20 protein-coding genes are annotated in these 19530 nt (G+C 41.9%); 6 read left to right on the top strand and 14 right to left on the bottom strand.

Annotation, left to right across the window (positions count from 1 at the left end; translation table 11 throughout):
• Positions 1-392: 392 nt before the first annotated feature.
• Together MTF64_RS16565 and MTF64_RS16560 are read left to right on the top strand one after the other, a co-directional pair.
• On the top strand, positions 393-1562 hold the full coding sequence (locus MTF64_RS16565) for a DcaP family trimeric outer membrane transporter (RefSeq protein WP_004586195.1): 1170 nt from the start codon (positions 393-395) through the stop codon (positions 1560-1562).
• Positions 1563-1967: 405 nt separating this feature from the next.
• Positions 1968-4091 (top strand): TonB-dependent siderophore receptor, encoded by a 2124-nt coding sequence (locus tag MTF64_RS16560; RefSeq protein WP_248452040.1) that lies wholly within the window; start codon positions 1968-1970, stop codon positions 4089-4091.
• A 335-nt stretch (positions 4092-4426) separates the two neighbouring features.
• On the opposite strand, the gene recA is transcribed toward MTF64_RS16560, so the two are convergent.
• On the bottom strand, positions 4427-5470 hold the full coding sequence (gene recA, locus MTF64_RS16555; RefSeq protein WP_004586193.1) for a recombinase RecA: 1044 nt from the start codon (positions 5468-5470) through the stop codon (positions 4427-4429).
• Between the two features lie 65 nt (positions 5471-5535).
• A complete protein-coding gene (locus MTF64_RS16550; protein ID WP_096041264.1) occupies positions 5536-6027 on the bottom strand; it encodes a nicotinamide-nucleotide amidohydrolase family protein in 492 nt (163 codons plus the stop codon).
• A 21-nt stretch (positions 6028-6048) separates the two neighbouring features.
• On the opposite strand from MTF64_RS16550, the gene mutS reads away from it, so the two are divergent.
• Positions 6049-8634: a DNA mismatch repair protein MutS gene (mutS, locus tag MTF64_RS16545; RefSeq protein ID WP_248452039.1), complete on the top strand. Its 2586-nt coding sequence runs from the start codon at positions 6049-6051 to the stop codon at positions 8632-8634.
• A gap of 132 nt (positions 8635-8766) precedes the next feature.
• Here the strand turns inward: mutS and rpoS are convergent, their stop codons facing one another.
• From rpoS to MTF64_RS16490, 11 genes are all read right to left on the bottom strand, one after another.
• Complete coding sequence (gene rpoS / locus MTF64_RS16540) at positions 8767-9741, bottom strand: RNA polymerase sigma factor RpoS (RefSeq protein ID WP_055252851.1); 975 nt, start codon at positions 9739-9741, stop codon at positions 8767-8769.
• Positions 9742-9776: 35 nt separating this feature from the next.
• On the bottom strand, positions 9777-10601 hold the full coding sequence (locus tag MTF64_RS16535) for a peptidoglycan DD-metalloendopeptidase family protein (RefSeq protein ID WP_248452037.1): 825 nt from the start codon (positions 10599-10601) through the stop codon (positions 9777-9779).
• A 41-nt stretch (positions 10602-10642) separates the two neighbouring features.
• Positions 10643-11221: a YqaA family protein gene (locus tag MTF64_RS16530; protein ID WP_004586188.1), complete on the bottom strand. Its 579-nt coding sequence runs from the start codon at positions 11219-11221 to the stop codon at positions 10643-10645.
• A gap of 9 nt (positions 11222-11230) precedes the next feature.
• Positions 11231-11869: a protein-L-isoaspartate(D-aspartate) O-methyltransferase gene (locus tag MTF64_RS16525; RefSeq protein ID WP_248452036.1), complete on the bottom strand. Its 639-nt coding sequence runs from the start codon at positions 11867-11869 to the stop codon at positions 11231-11233.
• Positions 11859-12623, bottom strand: coding sequence for a 5'/3'-nucleotidase SurE (surE, locus tag MTF64_RS16520; RefSeq protein WP_054982722.1), 765 nt, complete (start codon positions 12621-12623; stop codon positions 11859-11861). Before surE ends, MTF64_RS16525 begins: the two co-directional genes overlap by 11 nt.
• Positions 12604-13653, bottom strand: a complete 1050-nt coding sequence (locus MTF64_RS16515; RefSeq protein ID WP_054982723.1) for a tRNA pseudouridine(13) synthase TruD — start codon at positions 13651-13653, stop codon at positions 12604-12606. The genes surE and MTF64_RS16515 overlap by 20 nt, the downstream gene beginning before the upstream one ends.
• Positions 13650-14147, bottom strand: a complete 498-nt coding sequence (gene ispF, locus MTF64_RS16510; protein ID WP_248452034.1) for a 2-C-methyl-D-erythritol 2,4-cyclodiphosphate synthase — start codon at positions 14145-14147, stop codon at positions 13650-13652. The genes MTF64_RS16515 and ispF overlap by 4 nt, the downstream gene beginning before the upstream one ends.
• Positions 14144-14845 (bottom strand): 2-C-methyl-D-erythritol 4-phosphate cytidylyltransferase, encoded by a 702-nt coding sequence (ispD, locus tag MTF64_RS16505; protein WP_248452033.1) that lies wholly within the window; start codon positions 14843-14845, stop codon positions 14144-14146. The genes ispF and ispD overlap by 4 nt, the downstream gene beginning before the upstream one ends.
• The gene (gene ftsB / locus MTF64_RS16500) at positions 14835-15122 is read right to left on the bottom strand and encodes a cell division protein FtsB (RefSeq protein ID WP_004586182.1); all 288 of its coding nucleotides are present in this window, start codon (positions 15120-15122) and stop codon (positions 14835-14837) included. The genes ispD and ftsB overlap by 11 nt, the downstream gene beginning before the upstream one ends.
• A 30-nt stretch (positions 15123-15152) precedes the next feature.
• A complete protein-coding gene (locus tag MTF64_RS16495) occupies positions 15153-15782 on the bottom strand; it encodes a hypothetical protein (RefSeq protein WP_096739193.1) in 630 nt (209 codons plus the stop codon).
• Between the two features lie 75 nt (positions 15783-15857).
• Positions 15858-16337: a DUF2947 domain-containing protein gene (locus tag MTF64_RS16490; protein WP_024033120.1), complete on the bottom strand. Its 480-nt coding sequence runs from the start codon at positions 16335-16337 to the stop codon at positions 15858-15860.
• 60 nt (positions 16338-16397) lie between these two features.
• Here MTF64_RS16490 and MTF64_RS16485 point away from each other — a divergent pair, with 60 nt between their 5' ends.
• From MTF64_RS16485 to MTF64_RS16475, 3 genes are read left to right on the top strand one after another with little or no spacing between them, the layout of a single operon-like run.
• On the top strand, positions 16398-16637 hold the full coding sequence (locus MTF64_RS16485; protein WP_248452032.1) for a DUF1653 domain-containing protein: 240 nt from the start codon (positions 16398-16400) through the stop codon (positions 16635-16637).
• 52 nt (positions 16638-16689) lie between these two features.
• Positions 16690-17538, top strand: a complete 849-nt coding sequence (locus tag MTF64_RS16480) for a MoxR family ATPase (protein WP_004586178.1) — start codon at positions 16690-16692, stop codon at positions 17536-17538.
• 1 nt (position 17539) lies between these two features.
• The gene (locus MTF64_RS16475; protein WP_248452031.1) at positions 17540-18727 is read left to right on the top strand and encodes a VWA domain-containing protein; all 1188 of its coding nucleotides are present in this window, start codon (positions 17540-17542) and stop codon (positions 18725-18727) included.
• Between the two features lie 252 nt (positions 18728-18979).
• Here MTF64_RS16475 and MTF64_RS16470 read toward each other — a convergent pair whose 3' ends face one another.
• A complete protein-coding gene (locus MTF64_RS16470; protein WP_248452030.1) occupies positions 18980-19345 on the bottom strand; it encodes a hypothetical protein in 366 nt (121 codons plus the stop codon).
• Positions 19346-19530: the final 185 nt, after the last annotated feature.

Genomic DNA, 19530 nt, shown 5'->3' with positions numbered 1-19530 from the left:
GATTAAAGGATTACTCAGCAGTACTTTATTAAGTATTAGACCTTAGTTGTACAACCCTTCTAATTAACGTTTTGTGGTTTATAATCTCGCCGCTCATGACTTTTTTACATAGAAATACAGTATGTTAAATATAAGTAAGTGGCCATTGAATTACTCTTAAACCTTCGTCTTATAGACCAATAGGTAATTGAGTAAATTTTGCACATATTTAAAAGTGGTTTTCGGACATTAAAAAATAATGATGCAGCCATGCAAGTTAAACACTTATTTAACGAACTCATAGCGTGATGCAAGATAAATAAATTTTTATTCGTAAGTAATACCTGTAGCAAGTAATACATTTGAACGTTTAAAAAGCAACAAACAACAAGTAGCCTTTAAAGGACACCACAATGAAATTTACCCCATTAAAAACTCTTGCAGCGAGTGCTGTATTATGTGCTTTAACAAGCACAGCTTATGCGGCAACTGCAGCTAAAGTAGGTAACACCGAATTTACTTACGGCGGATACATTAAGCTAGATACAATGTGGAGTGATTACTCTGCAGGCGCTCCTGATGGCTCAAATGTAGGGCGTGATTTTTACGTACCAAGCACACTGCCAGTAGGCGATGACGATGATTCGGATGCCGTATTTGATATGCATGCACGTGAGTCACGTTTTAACTTTGGTACGTCAACGTTAATGGATAACGGTAAAACAGTTAAAACTAAAATTGAGTTAGACTTTTTAGCATCTGCACCTGGCGGTAACGAGCGCGTATCAAACTCTTATGCTCCACGTATTCGCCATGCATTTGTAACTTACGATGGCTGGTTATTTGGTCAAACATGGTCAAACTTTCAAAACGTGGGTGCACTTGCAGAAACACTTGATTTTGTAGGCCCTGCTGAAGGCACTGTTTTTGTTCGCCAAACGCAAATTAAGTACACAACCGGTGCTTGGTCATTCTCACTAGAAAACCCAGAAAGCACAATTACCACTCAAGGTGGCGCACGTGTAGAAACAGATGATGCGTCACTTCCTGATTTTACTGCGCGCTACACACACAACGCCGATTGGGGTAACTTTGTAGTTGCAGCACTTGCTCGCCAACTTACTTATAAAGTAGGCGATGTTGACGCTGATGAAACCTCGTTTGGTATTAGCGCTTCGGGCCGTGTAAATTTTGGCGAAGACTATCTTAAATTTATGCTTACACAAGGTAAAGGCCTTGGCCGTTACGTGGGCTTAAATGTTGCCCATGGTGCAGTGCTTAATGGCGATGAACTAGATGCAATAGACTCAACATCTGGTTTTGTTGCTTATCAACATAAATGGACAAGCCAGTGGCGCTCAACTTTCTTATATTCTTTCTTTAGTGCTGACAACAACACCGATCTATTAACAATATCAGGCGACCCTGTTGAATCAAGCCAAAGCTTTAGTGCAAACATTTTATACTCACCGGTTAAGCGTTTAACATTTGGTGCAGAGTTTAAACATGCCGAGCGCGAAACAGAAAGTGGTATTGACGGCGATTTAGAGCGCTTACAATTTTCTGTAAAATACAATTTTTAATTAAACATAGTGATCACAATAAAGCGGCTTAGGCCGCTTTTTTTAGCTATACAATTTGAACTTTGTTTAAAAGGTTTAATAGTACTGTGATAGTAATGGTATTTAAGGGTGCTTTTTTGTCTGAGATTTTCAGTAAATTAAACACGGTTAGCGATTAAACAAGCTTAAATAGCAGCATTTGGAAGAGCTCAGATAAAAGTTTGTACAGAAATAACACTCTCTTTGCGATTAAGTAATATTACCTTAGCGCTAAACTAAGTGGCTATTTAGTTGCTAAAATCCACTAAATTCCCACAATTTCGGATAACTATTAATTATTTTGCACAAACAACAAACGCGTTATTGAAAATCACTCTCATTTAGATTATGTTATGCACTTCTTTTTTGAACCTATTGGAAAAACACATGTCGTCCCAACAAATTTTGCGTTTATCTAAGCTAAGCCTTATTACTTCACTTGTTTTATCTGGTCATGCATTTGCACAAGAAACTACAACAAATACAGATGACTCATTAGAAAAAATAGCAGTATATGGCCAGCATCATAAAAACTACATCACCGAAGATGCGCAATCTGCTACAAAATTAGGCCTAACAATCAAAGAAACCCCACAAAGTATTTCTGTTGTTTCTCGCGCTTTAATGGATGATTTTTCATTAGATGATATTAACTCAGTGCTAGAGAGCACCCCCGGTGTAACTGTAGAACAAATAGAAACTGACCGTACTTATTTTAAAGCCCGTGGCTTTGAAATAACAAACTTTCAGGTTGATGGTTTAGGCATCCCTCAAAGCTCAGGCTCTATTCAGGGCACTTTAGATACGTCTATTTACGACCGTGTAGAAATTGTACGTGGTGCAAACGGCCTTATGACTGGCGCAGGTAACCCATCAGCAACCGTAAATATGGTATTAAAAAAACCAACTTACATAACTCAAGCGCATGCATCTGCATCGTATGGTTCATGGAACAACAAGCGTTTAGAGGTAGATGTTTCAACGCCAATTAACGACGACCACGCTGTACGCGCCGTATTTACCAAGCAAAAAGCGGAGTCATACCTAGATCGTTACGAAACAGATAAAACAATTGCTTATCTTGCTTACGAAGGCAAGCTAACCGACGACACGACATTAAGCATCAACTATGTTAACCAACAAAAAGATGCCGATAGCCCACTTTGGGGCGCACTCCCTCTTTATTACACCGATGGCACAGCAACAAACTACGACGCCTCTACAAGTACGGCATCTGATTGGTCTTACTGGGATAACAGCGCAGAGCAAGTATATGTAACACTTGAGCAAAACCTATCGGCTACGTGGGTTGCAATAGCGCGTTATGCACACATAGAAAACGAGCAAGACTCAGAACTATTTTACGTATTCGGTACACCAGATAGCGAAACTGGCCTTGGTTTAACCGGTTACGCAAGTCGTTACGACTACGAAGATAAGCACGACCTGTTTGATTTATACGCCAGCGGTAAATTTGATTTATTTGGCCAAGAACACGACCTGTCATTTGGTGTTAGCCAAGCAAAAATGGACTATAACGAACAGTCGCTTTTCGATTACAGCACGGGCAACGGCTTTCCTGCAATGCCATCACTTGACACATGGGATGGTGTAGCGCCTGAGGCAACACTTGTTGATGCCTTAAGTGGCAGTGACATAAAAAATAAGCAACAATCAGCTTATATATCTACACGTATAAAGTTAGGTGAACCATTAAGCGTACTAGCCGGTGTGCGTTACACTGATTGGGAAACTTCTGGTAGTGCTTATGGTGTAGAACAAACACGTAACGACAGCGAAGTTATTCCGTATGTTGGAGCTGTATACGATTTCAATGAATCACTTTCAGCTTATGCAAGTTACACTGAAACCTTTGTGCCGCAAAAAGAACTAGATATCAACAATGAGCAGCTTGCACCAATAACAGGTAAAAGTAGCGAGATTGGTTTAAAAGCACAGCTTTTAGACGATCAAGTATTTGTCACCTTTGCATACTTTGATGCAAAACAGGAAGGACTTGCCGTTGAAATAGCAAACACAGCACCAAATTCTCGTTACTATGCCGCTGATGGTATTAACAGTGATGGGTTTGAAATTGAGCTAAGTGGTAAAGTAACCGACGATTTAAGTGCAAGCATCAGCTTTAGTAACTTAAGTATTGAGGGTGATGATTTAGTTGAAGATTACACGCCAGAGAATCAGCTAAAACTGGCTGCAACTTACCAAGTTCCATTTGTTGAAGGCTTAACTTTTGGTGCAAATTATCGTTGGCAAGACTCGGTTAGCCGCGTACAAGTTGAAGATGCAACCGGCGCTGCACTTGTAACCACGAACCAAGATGCTTACGGTATTCTTGATTTAATGGCTAACTACAAAATTACAGAAAACGTTGGGGTTACTTTTAACGTTAATAACACCACAGATGAAAAATACCTACACAGCCTATACTGGGCTCAAGGTTATTACGGTGCGCCGCGTAACTACGCGCTATCTGTAAACTGGCAGCTATAAGTCGCTTTTTTAAATTACGGCTTTTAAATTTAAACGGCACTTTTTAGTGCCGTTTTTGTTTTAAGCCCCTTTAAGTTAAAGCGCTTATCACCCTCCTTGCGCTATCTATTTTATGCAAAGTAATTGCAATAGCATGCTTTTATTACGCGCCTCAATTAAAACGCGAACTTGTTAGCCAGCCTCACTGTAAATATGGCTAAGTGCTATTTAAACTGCATCTATTAAAGCCTGTAAGGTTATAGTTTTAGCGTGCATTAAACACAAAAAGGCGCTAACCATTGCTGGTTAGCGCCTTTTAAAGCTCGGGTCAAATCAAGCTTAGAGAACGTTTACACTTAAAGGTCAGACTCAGCGCCTAATACGTCTTCGCCATCTTCTGGCTCAACCGTTGCTTTTAATAGCAACATATCACGTAACTTACCTTCAATTTCATCTGCAATTTCTACGTTTTCTTTCAAAAACTTAATAGAGTTTGATTTACCTTGGCCTACTTTATTGCCGTTGTAGCTGTACCAAGCACCTGCTTTTTCAACAATTTTGTGCTTAACACCTAAATCAATTAACTCACCTTGTTTAGAAATACCTTCACCATACATAATGATGAATTCAGCTTGTTTAAACGGTGGTGCAACTTTGTTTTTAACTACTTTAACGCGGGTTTCGTTACCGACTACCTCATCACCTTCTTTAACAGAGCCAATACGACGAATATCAATACGCACTGATGCGTAAAACTTAAGTGCGTTACCACCGGTTGTTGTTTCAGGGTTACCAAACATTACACCAATTTTCATACGAATTTGGTTAATGAAAATACATAGCGTATTTGAGCGTTTAATATTACCTGTAAGCTTACGTAGTGCTTGCGACATTAAACGTGCTTGTAAGCCCATGTGCGAGTCGCCCATGTCGCCTTCAATTTCAGCTTTTGGTGTAAGCGCTGCAACAGAATCGACAATAACAACATCTACAGCACTTGAACGTACTAACATGTCACAAATTTCTAGCGCTTGCTCACCGGTATCTGGCTGAGACACTAACAGCTCATCAATGTTAACACCTAACTTTTGTGCGTATACCGGATCAAGAGCATGCTCAGCATCAACAAAGGCACATGTTTTTCCTTCTTTTTGAGCCTGCGCGATAACTTGCAAAGTAAGCGTTGTTTTACCTGAAGACTCAGGGCCATACACTTCAACAATACGCCCCATAGGCAAACCACCTATGCCTAAAGCAATATCAATCCCAAGTGAGCCTGTAGATACAGCATCAATATTTAGGGCTTTGTTATCGCCCAGTTTCATAATTGATCCTTTACCAAATTGACGCTCAATTTGTGATAGTGCAGCGTCCAGCGCTTTTTGTTTATTATCGTTCATTCTGTTCTCCAAATCCGGCTAATGCGAACAAGTATACTGTATGAAATCACAGTATCAAGTGAAATTTATAATTTTATCTTCTCGATAGTACTTTTCAATGCAAATTCAATAGCTTGCATTCTAACTTGCGCTCTATCGCCGTTAAATATTTGCTTAAACGTAAATTGTTCATTGGCAATTTGTATGCAAAACCACACAAAGCCAACTGGTTTATCGGACGTAGCGCCACCTGGCCCAGCAATGCCCGAAATTGCCACGGCAACATCAGCATTGGCAACACTTGCGGCACCAAAAGCCATCTCTTTTACTGTTTCCTCACTCACCGCACCAAATTGCTCTAGCGTAGTATTGGCCACATTAAGCAGTTCATGCTTAGCTTCATTACTATAAGTAACAAATGCGCGGCCCAAATAACCTGAGCTACCTGGCGTATCTGTAAGCGCATAACTCACTCCGCCACCAGTACATGATTCAGCGGTAGTGATCCATAAGCGTTTATCCGTTAAAATAACGCCCAATTGCGCAGCAAGTGTTTTAATCTCTTGATGTAATTCCATATTCAGCCTTTGGGTAAATACATGTCGTTTGATCTTTATGCACCGCACACTATAAAACAACAAACCCCTATGATGCAGCAGTATCTAAAAATAAAATCAGAGCATCGCGATATTTTATTGTTTTATCGTATGGGGGATTTTTATGAACTCTTTTTTGACGACGCTAAACGCGCGGCCCAACTACTCGATATTTCGCAAACGCATCGTGGTAAAGCCGGCGGCGATCCTATCCCTATGGCGGGTGTCCCTTATCATGCAGTAGAAAACTATTTAGCTCGTTTAGTGCAAATGGGCGAATCGGTTGCTATATGTGAGCAAATTGGCGATCCTGCAACCAGTAAAGGGCCAGTAGAGCGCAAAGTCGTACGTATCGTTACTCCGGGTACTATTTCAGATGAAGCGCTATTGCAAGAACGCCAAGATAACTTACTCACTAGCGTATGGCAAAATAAAAAAGGGCTATACGGTATTGCCTACCTTGATATAAATTCAGGGCGCTTCAACGTAGTTGAAGTTAACACCGACGAAGCATTTACTTCAACCTTACAGCGCTTAGCACCCGCTGAGCTTTTATACTGTGAAAGCTTTGAAAACACACATTTAATTGAGCATATAAAAGGGGCACGCCGACGCCCTGAGTGGGAGTTTGACCTAGACACCGCGCAACACTTACTGTGCGAGCAGTTTGGCACCAAAGATTTAGTTGGTTTTGGTGTAGATAAAGCGCATGCTGCTTTGGTCGCTGCGGGTTGTTTAATGCAATACGTAAAAGATACACAACGTATTGCGCTCCCTCACATTCGCGCTATTACGCTTGAGCATAACGAGCACGCAGTTATATTAGATGCGGCAACGCGCAAAAATTTAGAACTAACCGTTAATTTATCGGGTGGCTTTGAAAACACCTTAGCGCAGGTACTTGATAAAACCGCCACGGCCATGGGGTCGCGTTTACTTAAACGCCGCATTCATACACCGGTGCGTAATAAAAATGAGCTTAACTCACGTTTAAATGCCATTAGCGCTATTTTAGATGTGCAATTATATGGCGAGTTACACGACTCATTAAAAGAAATTGGTGATATAGAGCGCGTAATAGCACGACTTGCTTTATGCACTGCACGCCCGCGCGATTTAACCCGACTGCGCAGTGCCCTACAAGCACTCGCACCACTGCATGCTTTATTAAACGATGCTAATGATGAGCGTATCGCGAGCATTGTTCGCCATTCTCCAGAGCTGCCTGAACTACAAGCTTTACTTGAGCGTGCTGTTATTGATAACCCACCGGTACTAATTCGCGATGGGGGCGTTATTGCACCAGGCTACAACAGCGAACTCGATGAATGGCGAAACTTGAGTAAAGGCGCTACCGATATACTTGAGCAACTAGAGCTTAGAGAGCGCGAGCGCACCGGGATCAGCACATTAAAAATTGGCTATAACAAGGTACATGGCTTTTTTATCGAGGTAAGTCGTGCAAATTCACACTTAGTACCTGCTGATTATATTCGCCGCCAAACGCTTAAAAATAATGAACGCTACATAATACCTGAATTAAAAGAGCACGAAGACAAAGTGCTTGGCAGCCAATCAAAAGCTCTTGCGCTTGAAAAACAATTATATGAAGAGCTATTTGAGTTTATAGCCCCGCATATTGAACAGCTTCAAATGATGGCTGGCGCATTAGCTGATTTAGATGTATTGAATAACTTAGCAGAGCGAGCACAAACGCTTAACTATGCTAAACCACAGCTATGCGATGATGACAATATAAGCATTAAACAAGGTCGCCACCCCGTGGTAGAGCAAGTAATGAAAGAACCTTTTATTGCCAACCCTGTCGAGCTAAATAGCCAGCGTAAAATGTTGATTATCACCGGTCCAAACATGGGTGGTAAATCAACCTATATGCGCCAAACAGCACTTATCGTATTGATGGCGCATATTGGCTGTTATGTCCCTGCTGATAGTGCAAAAATTGGTAATATTGACCGTATATTTACACGCATTGGTGCAAGCGACGATTTAGCCTCTGGTCGCTCTACTTTTATGGTAGAAATGACCGAAACTGCCACAATTTTAAATAATGCAACTGCGCAATCTTTGGTATTAATGGATGAAATAGGCAGAGGCACCAGTACCTACGATGGCTTGTCACTTGCTTATGCAACGGCTGATCATCTGGCACAAAAAATATCTGCTAAAACATTATTTGCTACGCACTACTTTGAATTAACGGAACTTGCTGAGCAAAAAACTGGGCTGGTGAATGTGCACTTAGATGCCATAGAGCACAACGACACCATTGCATTTATGCATACTGTGCTTGATGGTGCAGCAAGTAAAAGCTTTGGCTTACAGGTCGCAGCGCTTGCCGGCGTGCCTAAAGCCGTGATAGCCCAAGCAAAACAAAAGCTTAAACTGCTCGAAAACCACCAAAGTGTAACAGCGCCTAATGCTGAGCAGCAGGCGTTTTCATTTGCTAATGAGTTACCTGCGCCTGAGCCTTCTGAAGTTGAGGAGCAGCTCGGTGCCATTGACCCTGATAACCTATCGCCGCGTCAAGCACACGAACTTCTTTATAAATTAAAGGCTCTGCTTTAAATATAGCTAACTTGAGCGGTGGTTAAGAAGCTGATAACACAGTGAATAGTATTTCTTGGGGGTTGTAAGACATAAAAAAAGCTGAAGGTTTTATCCTTCAGCTTTTAAACACATAGACAGTATAAAAGGGAGTTACGAGAACTGGTCAAACAAACTTTCTGTGCTTAACCCTTCTTGTTGTAAAATATCTTTTAAACGACGTAATGCTTCTACCTGAATTTGTCTTACGCGCTCTCGCGTTAAACCAATTTCACGGCCAACATCTTCAAGTGTTGATGGCTCATAGCCAAGTAAACCAAAGCGACGCGCTAATACTTCACGTTGTTTAGGGTTTAACTCACCTAACCAATCAACAATATGTTTGTTAATATCGTTGTTTTGAACTTCGCCCTCAGGGCCTGCGCTTTTTTCATCGGCAATAATGTCTAACAGTGCGCTGTCGTTCTCACCGCCAATTGGCATATCAACTGAGGCAATTTTCTCGTTTAAGCGTAGCATTTTAGTTACGTCTTCTACGGGTCTGCCTAGGCTTTCAGCAATTTCTTCAGCAGTTGGCTCATGGTCTAGCTTTTGTGTCAGCTCGCGTGCTGTACGCAAGTAAACATTTAATTCTTTAACTACATGTATTGGCAGGCGAATTGTGCGCGTTTGATTCATAATGGCGCGTTCAATTGTTTGGCGTATCCACCACGTTGCATAAGTCGAAAATCTAAAACCGCGTTCTGGGTCAAACTTTTCAACAGCACGAATTAAACCTAGGTTACCTTCTTCAATTAAATCTAGAAGTGCTAATCCTCGGTTGTTATAACGGCGGGCAATTTTTACAACTAAACGTAGGTTACTTTCAATCATACGCTTGCGAGATGCTTCACATCCACGTAGCGATTTGCGGGCAAAAAAGACTTCTTCTTCAGCGCTAAGTAGGGGAGAAAAACCAATTTCTCCTAAATAAAGTTGGGTTGCATCAAGGTTTTTAGTTACTTCCTCTTTTGCAAATATCTCTTCTTCGTTATCAACCTCTTCAAGTAATGCTGCAGTTTCTGCTACTGCGGTGTCATCAAATTTTTCGTCGGTGGTGTTTTTGTCAAGTTTTGCTGCGTTAGCCATAAGCCTTCTCCCGAGCAATTATCAATACCTAAAAATTAGGGAAGGTATTTAGCAGGATTGACAGCTTGCCCACGGTAGCGAATTTCAAAACGAAGCGCAGTGACCGAAGATTCTGACTTGCCCATTTCTGCTATTTTTTGTCCTGCCTTAACTTTCTGCTTTTCTCTAACAAGTAGTTTCGAGTTATGTGCATAAGCACTTAGGTAATCATCATTATGTTTCAAAATGATTAAATTACCATACCCTCGAAGCGCATTACCCGCATACACCACCGTTCCTTGTGCTGCGGCTAAAACTGAAGCCCCTGTACGGTTAGCAATCTGTAAACCCTTGTAACCGTTTTCCTTATTAGAAAAGCGTTTAGTCACTTTGCCCTTTGCAGGCCAAAACCACTTTACTTTACTGCTCGACGAAGGTTTAGCATTACTAACTATTTTATTGGCTTGTTTTTGAACATACTCTCGTTGTTTCGGCTGATCAAGATTTTTCTTTAATTTTTTGTTAGTTTTTTGTTTTATTTTAGTGGATGTTATTTTTTGTTTAACGGGTGAATTGCTAGCAATCGCATGACTACTGGTGGCTACAAGCGAAATAACTTGCCCAGGATAAATAACATAAGGTGATGGAATTGAGTTGTTTTTTGCAAGTGTTCTAAAATCTTTGCCTGCACTAAAGGCAATGGAATATAAAGTATCACCCTTTTGTACTGTGTATTTATTTCCATTAATGTTAATGCCTTTTTGAAAATCATTAACATTAGTATTAAGGCTACTAACAGGAGCAGGGATATGGCGAGATGAACACCCCGAAAACAAAACAGCAATAAATACAACTACATATAATGCGTACTGACTATTCAAGGTGTTTTGCTCCGAAATTTAAAAAGTACTACTTTTGCTAGTTAGCGTAATAAAAAGTAAGCAACCGCTATTAATATAACTAAACCCCAGCCAAGTACTTCAACATATTGACGTAATTTTTGCTCCATTTTAACCCCGCCCCACTTCATTAAAGCAGAAACTAAAAAGAAACGCGCACCGCGGCCAACGGCAGACGCTATTAAAAATGGTAAAAATGCCATTTGTAATACCCCTGCACCAATAGTAAATACCTTATAAGGGATAGGTGAAAAGCCCGCTAAAAATACCACCCACACGCCATACTCTTTAAACCATGTAAGCGCTGTTTCAAATTTTTCTTGCCAGTGCATCTGCTCAATAAAGGGCTGTACAACAGGCTCAAATAACCAGTAACCTAAAAAGTAACCTACAATCCCCCCAAGTACTGAAGCAACTGTTGCAAAGCTTGCAAAGCGCCACGCTTTACTTGGCTGAGCAAGCGACATAGGAGCAAGCATTACATCCGGTGGTACCGGAAAAAAAACAGACTCAGCAAAGCTCATGGCTGCTAAATAGCGCTCAGCAAAGCGGTGTTTTGCCCACACTAGGGCCATATCGTATAACTTAGTAAACAATTTCAACGTGAATTCCTATTCAATATCACCAGGGACGAGAGGGACAAACCGAACTGGTGCAATAACATGCTCTGTGAAGCAATCGCCTTGGCGAATAACCATGGTTAATTTTTGTTCTTGCTCTCCAATGGGGGCAAGGAGTACACCTCCATCAGCTAGTTGTGCAAGTAAGTCTTGAGGCACTTTTGATGCGGCCGCGGTAACTATAATACCATTAAACGGGGCCTGCGATTGCCAGCCTTGCCAGCCATCTGCGTGTTTCATGGTTACATTGTATAAATCAAGTTGATGTAAACGGCGTTTAGCCTGCCATTGCAGTGCTTTTATACGCTCGACCGAATACACCTTATTAAAACACTTGGCTAACACTGCGGTTTGATAACCAGAGCCTGTGCCAATTTCTAACACTTTGTCGCGTACGCCAGCCAAATGAAGCAGCTCGGTCATACGCGCCACAATATAAGGCTGCGAAATAGTTTGCCCTTGCCCTATTGGCAACGCCGTGTTTTCGTACGCCTTGTGTTTTAGTACATCATCAATAAAGGCATGACGTGGTATATCTGCAATGGCTTTTAATACCTGTTTGTCTTCTACCCCTTCTTGCTCTAATAGCTTAGAAAGCGCAATAGCACTGCGCGAGTAATTAGCCAGCACGGTTTATCTCCATTTCAGCTAACCACTGCCCAACCGCTTCAATACTTTCTTTTGCTGTCATATCAACGCTTAACGGTGTAACTGAAGCATAGCCATTATTAACAGCGTAAAAATCAGTACCCTCTCCGGCATCGCTTTCAATACCAAGCGAGCCATACCAAAAAATATCACGCCCCCATGGGTCCGTTTGTTTGGTCATGGTTTCGGCTTTATGTCGAGCGCCTAAACGCGTAACTTGCACCCCTTTTAGCTCAGTTAGAGGTATATCGGGTACATTTACATTGATAATTTGATCTTTAGGCAGTGGGTGCGATGCCAGCCCTTTAATTATGTTAACGGTCACAGCTGCTGCGGTTTCAAAGTGCTCACCATGGTGCGAGCAAAGCGACACGGCAATAGCAGGCAAGCCTAAATGGCGCCCTTCGGTCGCCGCTGCCACAGTGCCTGAATACAATGTATCGTCGCCCAAATTAGCGCCGTGGTTAATACCTGCTACGACCAAATCAGGCGTTTCATCTACTAACTGATTAACCCCTAAATGAACACAATCAGTAGGTGTGCCATTAACCGATATAAAGCCGTTTTCAAGCGTGGTAGAGCGCAGTGGGTTTATTAACGTTAACGAGTTACTGGCACCACTACAGTTACGATCAGGGGCTACAAGGGTTACATCGGCAATTTGCGTAAGAGCCTGGTATAAAACAGCAATCCCTTTAGCGTTTACACCGTCGTCGTTACTTAGCAGTATCTTCATTTTGACTATCCTTTTCTTTTCGCTCATTAGGGCTTGCATCGGTGTAATCCACCAGCTCACGTAAAAGTGCGGTAGCAAAACACCCTTTAGGCAATCCAAAGCTTAATTTTAAAGTCGTTTCGTCTAGTGTTTCTATGGTTAAATCTTGCGGAATGAGGCGCAGCATACGGCGCTCATTTTTAAGGCCTAATTCGCCTAAGCCCTCACACCATGCTTGGTATGGTTTTAGCCATATTTTTTCTTGATCAGTTAAGCCCTTTTCGCTTTTACCAACCATAGGAGCCGACATCATAATATCGCCAGAGGCTAAACGTGCTATGTTTTCATCGCTTATTGCATCTTCAAAAAATGCGTTACTACCGCTTAGCATAAATACTTCACGGTGCATGGTTTTAGCTAACCCATGCTCTTTAACACGTAAGCTCACTATTTGATTAAATACATGTGAACGGGCAGCGGAGATAATAATACCGCGTAGTTTTTTATCGCGAATGCGCTCGCCGGCAAACATTTTTTCGGCCATAACTAAATTATGCCCATCGCGGCCAAAGCGCTGCTCGCCAAAGTAGTTAGGCACACCGGCACGTACAGCATTAATGCGGCATAAAATATCAAGCGGCTGGGTTACATTACGAAGCGTAATAGTGAATCGGTTTCCTTTGTGGCAACCGGTGCGTAATTTACGTTCGTGGCGCTGTTGCGAAACCACAAAAATGCTGTCGCTATTGAGTTCACTAAAATCAATATGCTTTTTAATGGGTACTTTTACGCTAAACCATTGGCTACACACGCCGTGACGGTCTTTCATGCCGGCATAGCTTACTTCGCGCGGTGACACTCCAGCCTTTTGTGCAATTAACTTGGCCACATATTGCGTGTTTTCACCTTTTTTAACGACCTGTAAGCATACATGCTCACCACTGCCGGTAAATTCTATGCCGAGGTCTTCATCAACCATAAAATCTTCAGCAACGGTTTTAAAGTCTGCTTTTGAAAGCGGTGCACCGTATAGGTAATTTAAATCGCTCATGCGCTTGCTGTACTCTCAGGCGCTTTGCTCATAATAACCACCGCATAGCTAGAAATACCTTCTTTACGCCCTTCAAAGCCGAGCTTTTCGGTGGTGGTCGCTTTAACATTGATTTGTGAAAGCTCGCAATTTAAATCGCTGGCTAAATTAGAGCGCATAGCGTGGATGTGTGGCAACATTTTAGGAGCCTGCGCCACAATAGTGACATCGCCATTGCCCAGTACATAACCTTGCTCTTTGGCAAGACCTACAACATGGCGAAGTAAAATACGGCTGTCGATATTTTCATACTCGCTCGCCGTGTCCGGAAAATGCTTACCAATATCGCCCATTGCCAACGCGCCTAAAATAGCATCGCATAATGCATGAATAGCAACATCGCCATCTGAGTGTGCTAAAAAGCCCTGCGGGTAATCTATTTTTTCGCCGCAAATTGTTATTGGGCCTTCGCCACCAAATTTGTGTACGTCAAAACCATGGCCAATTCGAATCATAATGCTTGCTCGTTTTGTTGTTTGTTTAATAAAAACCCCGCTAGGTCTAAATCCTCCGGCGTGGTTATTTTAATATTGTCGCTGCGCCCTGTAATTAGCTTAACGGGTTTATTTGCCCACTCAATGGCACTGGCTTCATCGGTAATAGTCACGCCCTCACAAAGCGCACGTTGCAACGCATTTTTAAGCTCGTCATATTTAAAAAACTGCGGTGTAAGCGCTTGCCATAAATCATCACGAGGCACGGTTTGCTCGCTATGCGTGTTACCACGCTTTATGGTGTCTTTTACCTTGCTTGCTAAAATACCGCCTTCGTCGTCGGCTATACAATGCGCTATTAAGGTTTCAATATCGTTAATAGTAACTAAGGGGCGGGCTGCGTCGTGCACCAGCACCCATTCAGGAGGGTTATTTTCTAAAAATAATAGGCTATTAAGCACTGAGTCTGCTCGCTCTTGCCCGCCGCTGGCGCGTAAAATTCGCGAGTCTATGTGCGCAAGCGAGTCAAAATAAGGGTCGGTTTGACTAACGGCTACAACTATTTGGCTTAAGCTTTGTAATTGCGAAAGCTTACAGAGCGTGTGCTCTAAAATAGTTTTTCCTGCCAATTTAATATACTGCTTAGGTGCACTGTGCTGCATTCTGCTGCCTACGCCGGCAGCGGGTACAATGGCAGCTATTGAATTATTATTTTTCATGTTGTTTGCCCGGTAAAACACGTATAAATGTTTCATCCGGTTTAATCATTCCTAATTCGTTACGAGCGCGCTCTTCTATACCTTCTTGACCAAGCTTTAAATCTTCTATGTCGGCGGTAAGTACTTTATTGCGCTTAATTAGTTTTTCGTTAGTTTGTTGATGAGAAGCCACGGCTGCTTTTAAACGCGTATAGTCTTGCACCCCGTTATGACCAAACCAAAGTCGGTATTGTATAAACAGTGCTAAGCACAACAGGCCAAGCTGAAAAAACCGCATTTAACACTCCCTATTCGTTTTTAAATAAAATTAGGCTCGTGGGCGTTTTATATTACGCCAATTAATATTACCCGCTAATAGCATTTCTCTAAGTGAAAGCAACCTAGGTGCGCAGCGTTTTGAAAATTGCCACTGATGCCCGCAACACGCCGCTGTTAAACTCATTTTACTGGGTTTTACCAACTGCGTATTTGCTTGCTCTAGGCCCTTGCCAAAAAAATCAAACCAGCCTAGTTCATTACAGTGCAGTTTATTGTCGCTTACTTGATCTATGCTGTCTATTCTTAGCCTCACTTGGTCATGGCTATTTATTAACACCGGCACTATTAGCCCCACTTGGGCATATTTTTTATAAAAAAGTTCATTTGCCTGAGCGTTAACCTCTGGCGGTGTTGGCTTTTGTTTTTCAAGCCAAGAGCCATTTTGTGAGTCGAGCGTAAACGGCGAACTCCCATTGGCAACCAAAGTGGCCGCCCGTTCTATATAATACGGTAAGCTTTTTAATTGACGGCGTAGTTTATCGGCATTAGGCTCAGCAACTAAGCGCTGTACCTCTCGCTGATAAAACGCATTGCACAATTGTGCATACAGCACTTTTTGCGCATCACTTTGCCATATTTCTTGCTGCTGAGCTGCAAGTGGCTGACTCTTCGCTACCAATAGTTATACTCAAAAAACAATTAGGTAGCTGTTTTATAGCACAATAGCGGCTATTTTTTAAGCGTACTAGGCAATTTAAGCGCTTGGCTTTTCACCTAATTTAGCAATGCCGCTTTCTAAAAATTGCACCACGGTATTACGCTTTTTACCAATTAATAAACTGCCATCAGCTAAAAACATAAAGTTTTGCCAATTACGTTTAAATACATCAAAGGTGGTTTCTATAACGTTATCGCGTGCCATACAAAAATAAACGGTGGTATTAGCCTGCCAATCTAAATGATCCAAAATGGCTTGCGGTAAGCTTTCGTCGCCATTTTCCCACGCATCTTCCCAATTTACTTCATCGCTAAAGCTTTCTTCTTTACCGCACCAATCAGTTTTATCAAAAAAATCGGGGTGGTCGAACTCGCGGCTCACCATAGTGCTCCAAAGCACCGCAGCACGTTCGCTGGTCATTGGCTTAATACGCGCAGCGTCTTCTTCAGATACAGGGAGGTCCTTATGACGAAAAACCCAGGCTTTTTTGTGATCATCGAGCGAAATATAATTCATAGTGTTGGTGTATTCTTTGGCATAATAAAAAGCAAACGCAATTATACAAGAGATCAAAACATGACTACAGCAATAAAACCGCTTTCCCTCAAACCAGGGATATATCAACACTACAAAGGCCCACAATACAAAGTATTTTACGTAGCAACACACAGTGAAACCGACGAGCAACTAGTTATATACCAAGCCCTGTATGGCGACTACGGCATGTGGGCACGCCCACTAAGTATGTTTTTAGAAACCGTTGAAAAAGATGGACACACTATTCCACGCTTTGCCTACCTTGGAGCTGCAGATTAACTATGGCATTATAATCACATACAACACTGATCAGACCAGGCAAGGGGAACCCGTGCAATTTAATTCTACCGACAACTACATCGCTAGCAGCTCGCTTAAACAGGCTGTAAATGCCGCTATTATGCTTGAAAAACCCTTATTAATTAAAGGTGAGCCAGGTACAGGTAAAACCATGCTGGCTGAAGAGCTTGCTAAAAGCTTAGATACCGAGCTTATTCAGTGGCACATTAAATCAACCACCAAAGCACAACAGGGCTTGTATGAATACGACGCGGTATCGCGCCTACGCGACAGCCAATTAGGCGATGAGCGCGTACATAATATTGGCAACTACATTGTTAAAGGTAAACTGTGGCAAGCGTTTAACTACGCTGAACTTAACGGCAAACGGCCAGTGCTTTTAATCGACGAAATAGACAAAGCCGACATCGAGTTCCCAAACGACTTACTGCTCGAACTTGATAAAATGGAGTTTCATGTTTACGAAACTAACGAGCGCATTGTAGCGAAAGAACGCCCTATTGTGATCATCACGTCAAACAACGAAAAAGAACTACCAGATGCCTTTTTACGCCGCTGCTTTTTTCACTATATTGATTTTCCAAGCAGCGAAGAAATGCAGCAAATTGTTGATGTGCACTACCCTAACGTTAAACAAGATTTAGTTCGCCAAGCACTCGAAGTATTTTTTAACTTACGTGAAGCCAACGGTCTTAAAAAGAAACCTTCCACCAGCGAACTGCTGGATTGGTTAAAGCTTTTAATGGCCGAAGATATAGACGCTAAAACACTGCACGATAAAGCCCAAAAAGGCGGCTTAATGCCGATGTTTGGTGCACTGCTTAAAAATGAGCAAGACATAAGCCTCATCGAAAAACTTGCGTTTATGAGCCGTCGCTAACATGTTAGTACAGTTTTTTTTCACGCTGCGCAAATACCGCTTACCGGTAAGCTTGCGCGAGCTACTCGATTTAATAAACGCCTTAAAAAAAGGCGTTATATTTGCCGATGTAGATGGCTTTTACCATTTAGCTCGCACCATAATGGTAAAAGACGAAACCCATTTTGACCGGTTCGACAAAGCGTTCAGCGACTACTTTAGCGGTATTGCCGACCTTGATTTGCTCGAAAGTTTAAAACAACAGCACAACTTACCTAAAGACTGGTTACGCAAAGAGTTTGAAAAACACCTAAGCGATGAAGAAAAAGCCCAGCTAAAAGCCATGGGTGGGCTCGACGAGCTAATGAAAACCCTAAAAGAGCGTTTACAAGAGCAACAAAAACGCCACGCAGGCGGTAATAAATGGGTGGGCACCGGCGGTACATCACCTTTTGGTGCATATGGCTATAACCCAGAAGGCGTGCGTATAGGGCAAGAGGGTAACCGTAATCGCCAAGCGGTAAAAGTGTGGGATAAGCGCGAATACCGCAATTTAGACTCTGATCGCGAAATTGGCTCTCGTACTATTAAACTGGCCCTTAAAAAATTACGTAAATTTGCCCGCACAGGCGCAAGTGACACCCTTGATTTAAACGAGACCATTCGCGCTACCGCCAAACAAGGCGGCATGCTGGATGTAAAAATGGCACCCGAGCGCCATAATGCCGTAAAAGTATTGATGCTGTTTGATATTGGCGGCTCGATGGATGACTACATTCATACCTGCGAAGAGCTATTTAGCGCAGCCCACAGCGAGTTTAAACATTTAGAGTTTTACTACTTTCATAACTGCTTATACGAGCACGTTTGGCAAGACAATGCACGGCGCCATTCAAACATCATCGACACCATGACGCTGATTAATAAATTTACCAGCGACTACAAAGTAATATTTGTCGGTGACGCTACTATGGGCCCATACGAAATAGCGTACCCCGGCGGCTCGGTAGAGCACTACAATGAAGAGCCCGGCAGAGCATGGTTGCAACGTATAACAAATCACTTTGATAAAGTCGCCTGGCTCAACCCACAACCTGTTGAACACTGGCCTTACTATCAATCAATTGATTTTATAAAGCAGCTGATGGATAACAGAATGTACCCATTGAGCTTAGATGGGATTAGTAATGCGATCAGGGAGCTGAGTTAATTATAATAAACGACAGCCAATAATATTGATTTCACTCTGACTGACCAATCTCTGGGTCATAGTATCTGTGCCAGTTGTAATAGAGTCCCGTTTCTGCATCAAAATACTGCCCTGGAAAACGAAGATTACTCGTTATTTGTTCAGCGACTGCTTGTTGAGTAATTATCTGGGTTGTACCAAAGGCATTATACTGGGCTTGCCAGAGCGTTTGTTTATATTCATCGGTAAGCCTTTGTGTGGCGCATAGTTTAACTACTTTTCGTAAAGATTTTTTACCACTATAAAAGCTTCACCATCACATGCACCTATCACAACCTCCTTTACTTTTAGAGAGTCAGTCTCATAATATTCAGGGGTCGTAAAACCTTTATCCGTATAAGCAATTACACATACAAAATGCCAACTCACCTTTGATGCAAAAATCAATTTCATCAATTCATTTTTTGAACTAATATTTTTTTTACAAGCAATATGCACCATCTCTTCATGTTTATTTATAAATGAAGTTTTTTCAAAACCAACTAAATCCCCCTCCGTACCCATTACATCATCAAAAATACAAATTACATCTAACTCTATTATTTTTTTATATAAATAATGCGCAAGCCAATGTGACATATCTTTTACTTGGCTTACTCCTTTAGAGTTAGTTATTTCTTTTTTATTTTCCCTCCATCCCTAGGAGTAAAAGTTCTATCTATATTACCTAGTACTGGTAACTCCATATTGTAGTGGTCAACTAATTTTGGCCACAGTTTTAGAATCTTGGTATCTAACCTCAGATTCATTTGGCGCTAAACCAG

Origin of the sequence: Pseudoalteromonas sp. 2CM41L (assembly GCF_023161905.1) — a bacterium.
GTDB lineage: Bacteria > Pseudomonadota > Gammaproteobacteria > Enterobacterales > Alteromonadaceae > Pseudoalteromonas > Pseudoalteromonas atlantica.
This window is presented reverse-complemented; position numbering and strand designations above follow the sequence as displayed.

Coding starts and splice junctions, on each gene's coding strand:
- MTF64_RS16515 (WP_054982723.1), bottom strand. CDS start 13,653: ATGAGCGATTTAAATTACCTATACGGTGCACCGCTTTCAAAAGCAGAC.
- rpoS (WP_055252851.1), bottom strand. CDS start 9,741: ATGGCTAACGCAGCAAAACTTGACAAAAACACCACCGACGAAAAATTT.
- ispD (WP_248452033.1), bottom strand. CDS start 14,845: ATGAAAAATAATAATTCAATAGCTGCCATTGTACCCGCTGCCGGCGTA.
- MTF64_RS16565 (WP_004586195.1), top strand. CDS start 393: ATGAAATTTACCCCATTAAAAACTCTTGCAGCGAGTGCTGTATTATGT.
- mutS (WP_248452039.1), top strand. CDS start 6,049: ATGTCGTTTGATCTTTATGCACCGCACACTATAAAACAACAAACCCCT.
- MTF64_RS16550 (WP_096041264.1), bottom strand. CDS start 6,027: ATGGAATTACATCAAGAGATTAAAACACTTGCTGCGCAATTGGGCGTT.
- ftsB (WP_004586182.1), bottom strand. CDS start 15,122: ATGCGGTTTTTTCAGCTTGGCCTGTTGTGCTTAGCACTGTTTATACAA.
- MTF64_RS16485 (WP_248452032.1), top strand. CDS start 16,398: ATGACTACAGCAATAAAACCGCTTTCCCTCAAACCAGGGATATATCAA.
- ispF (WP_248452034.1), bottom strand. CDS start 14,147: ATGATTCGAATTGGCCATGGTTTTGACGTACACAAATTTGGTGGCGAA.
- MTF64_RS16475 (WP_248452031.1), top strand. CDS start 17,540: ATGTTAGTACAGTTTTTTTTCACGCTGCGCAAATACCGCTTACCGGTA.
- MTF64_RS16560 (WP_248452040.1), top strand. CDS start 1,968: ATGTCGTCCCAACAAATTTTGCGTTTATCTAAGCTAAGCCTTATTACT.
- MTF64_RS16470 (WP_248452030.1), bottom strand. CDS start 19,345: ATGTCACATTGGCTTGCGCATTATTTATATAAAAAAATAATAGAGTTA.
- recA (WP_004586193.1), bottom strand. CDS start 5,470: ATGAACGATAATAAACAAAAAGCGCTGGACGCTGCACTATCACAAATT.
- MTF64_RS16490 (WP_024033120.1), bottom strand. CDS start 16,337: ATGAATTATATTTCGCTCGATGATCACAAAAAAGCCTGGGTTTTTCGT.
- surE (WP_054982722.1), bottom strand. CDS start 12,623: ATGAAGATACTGCTAAGTAACGACGACGGTGTAAACGCTAAAGGGATT.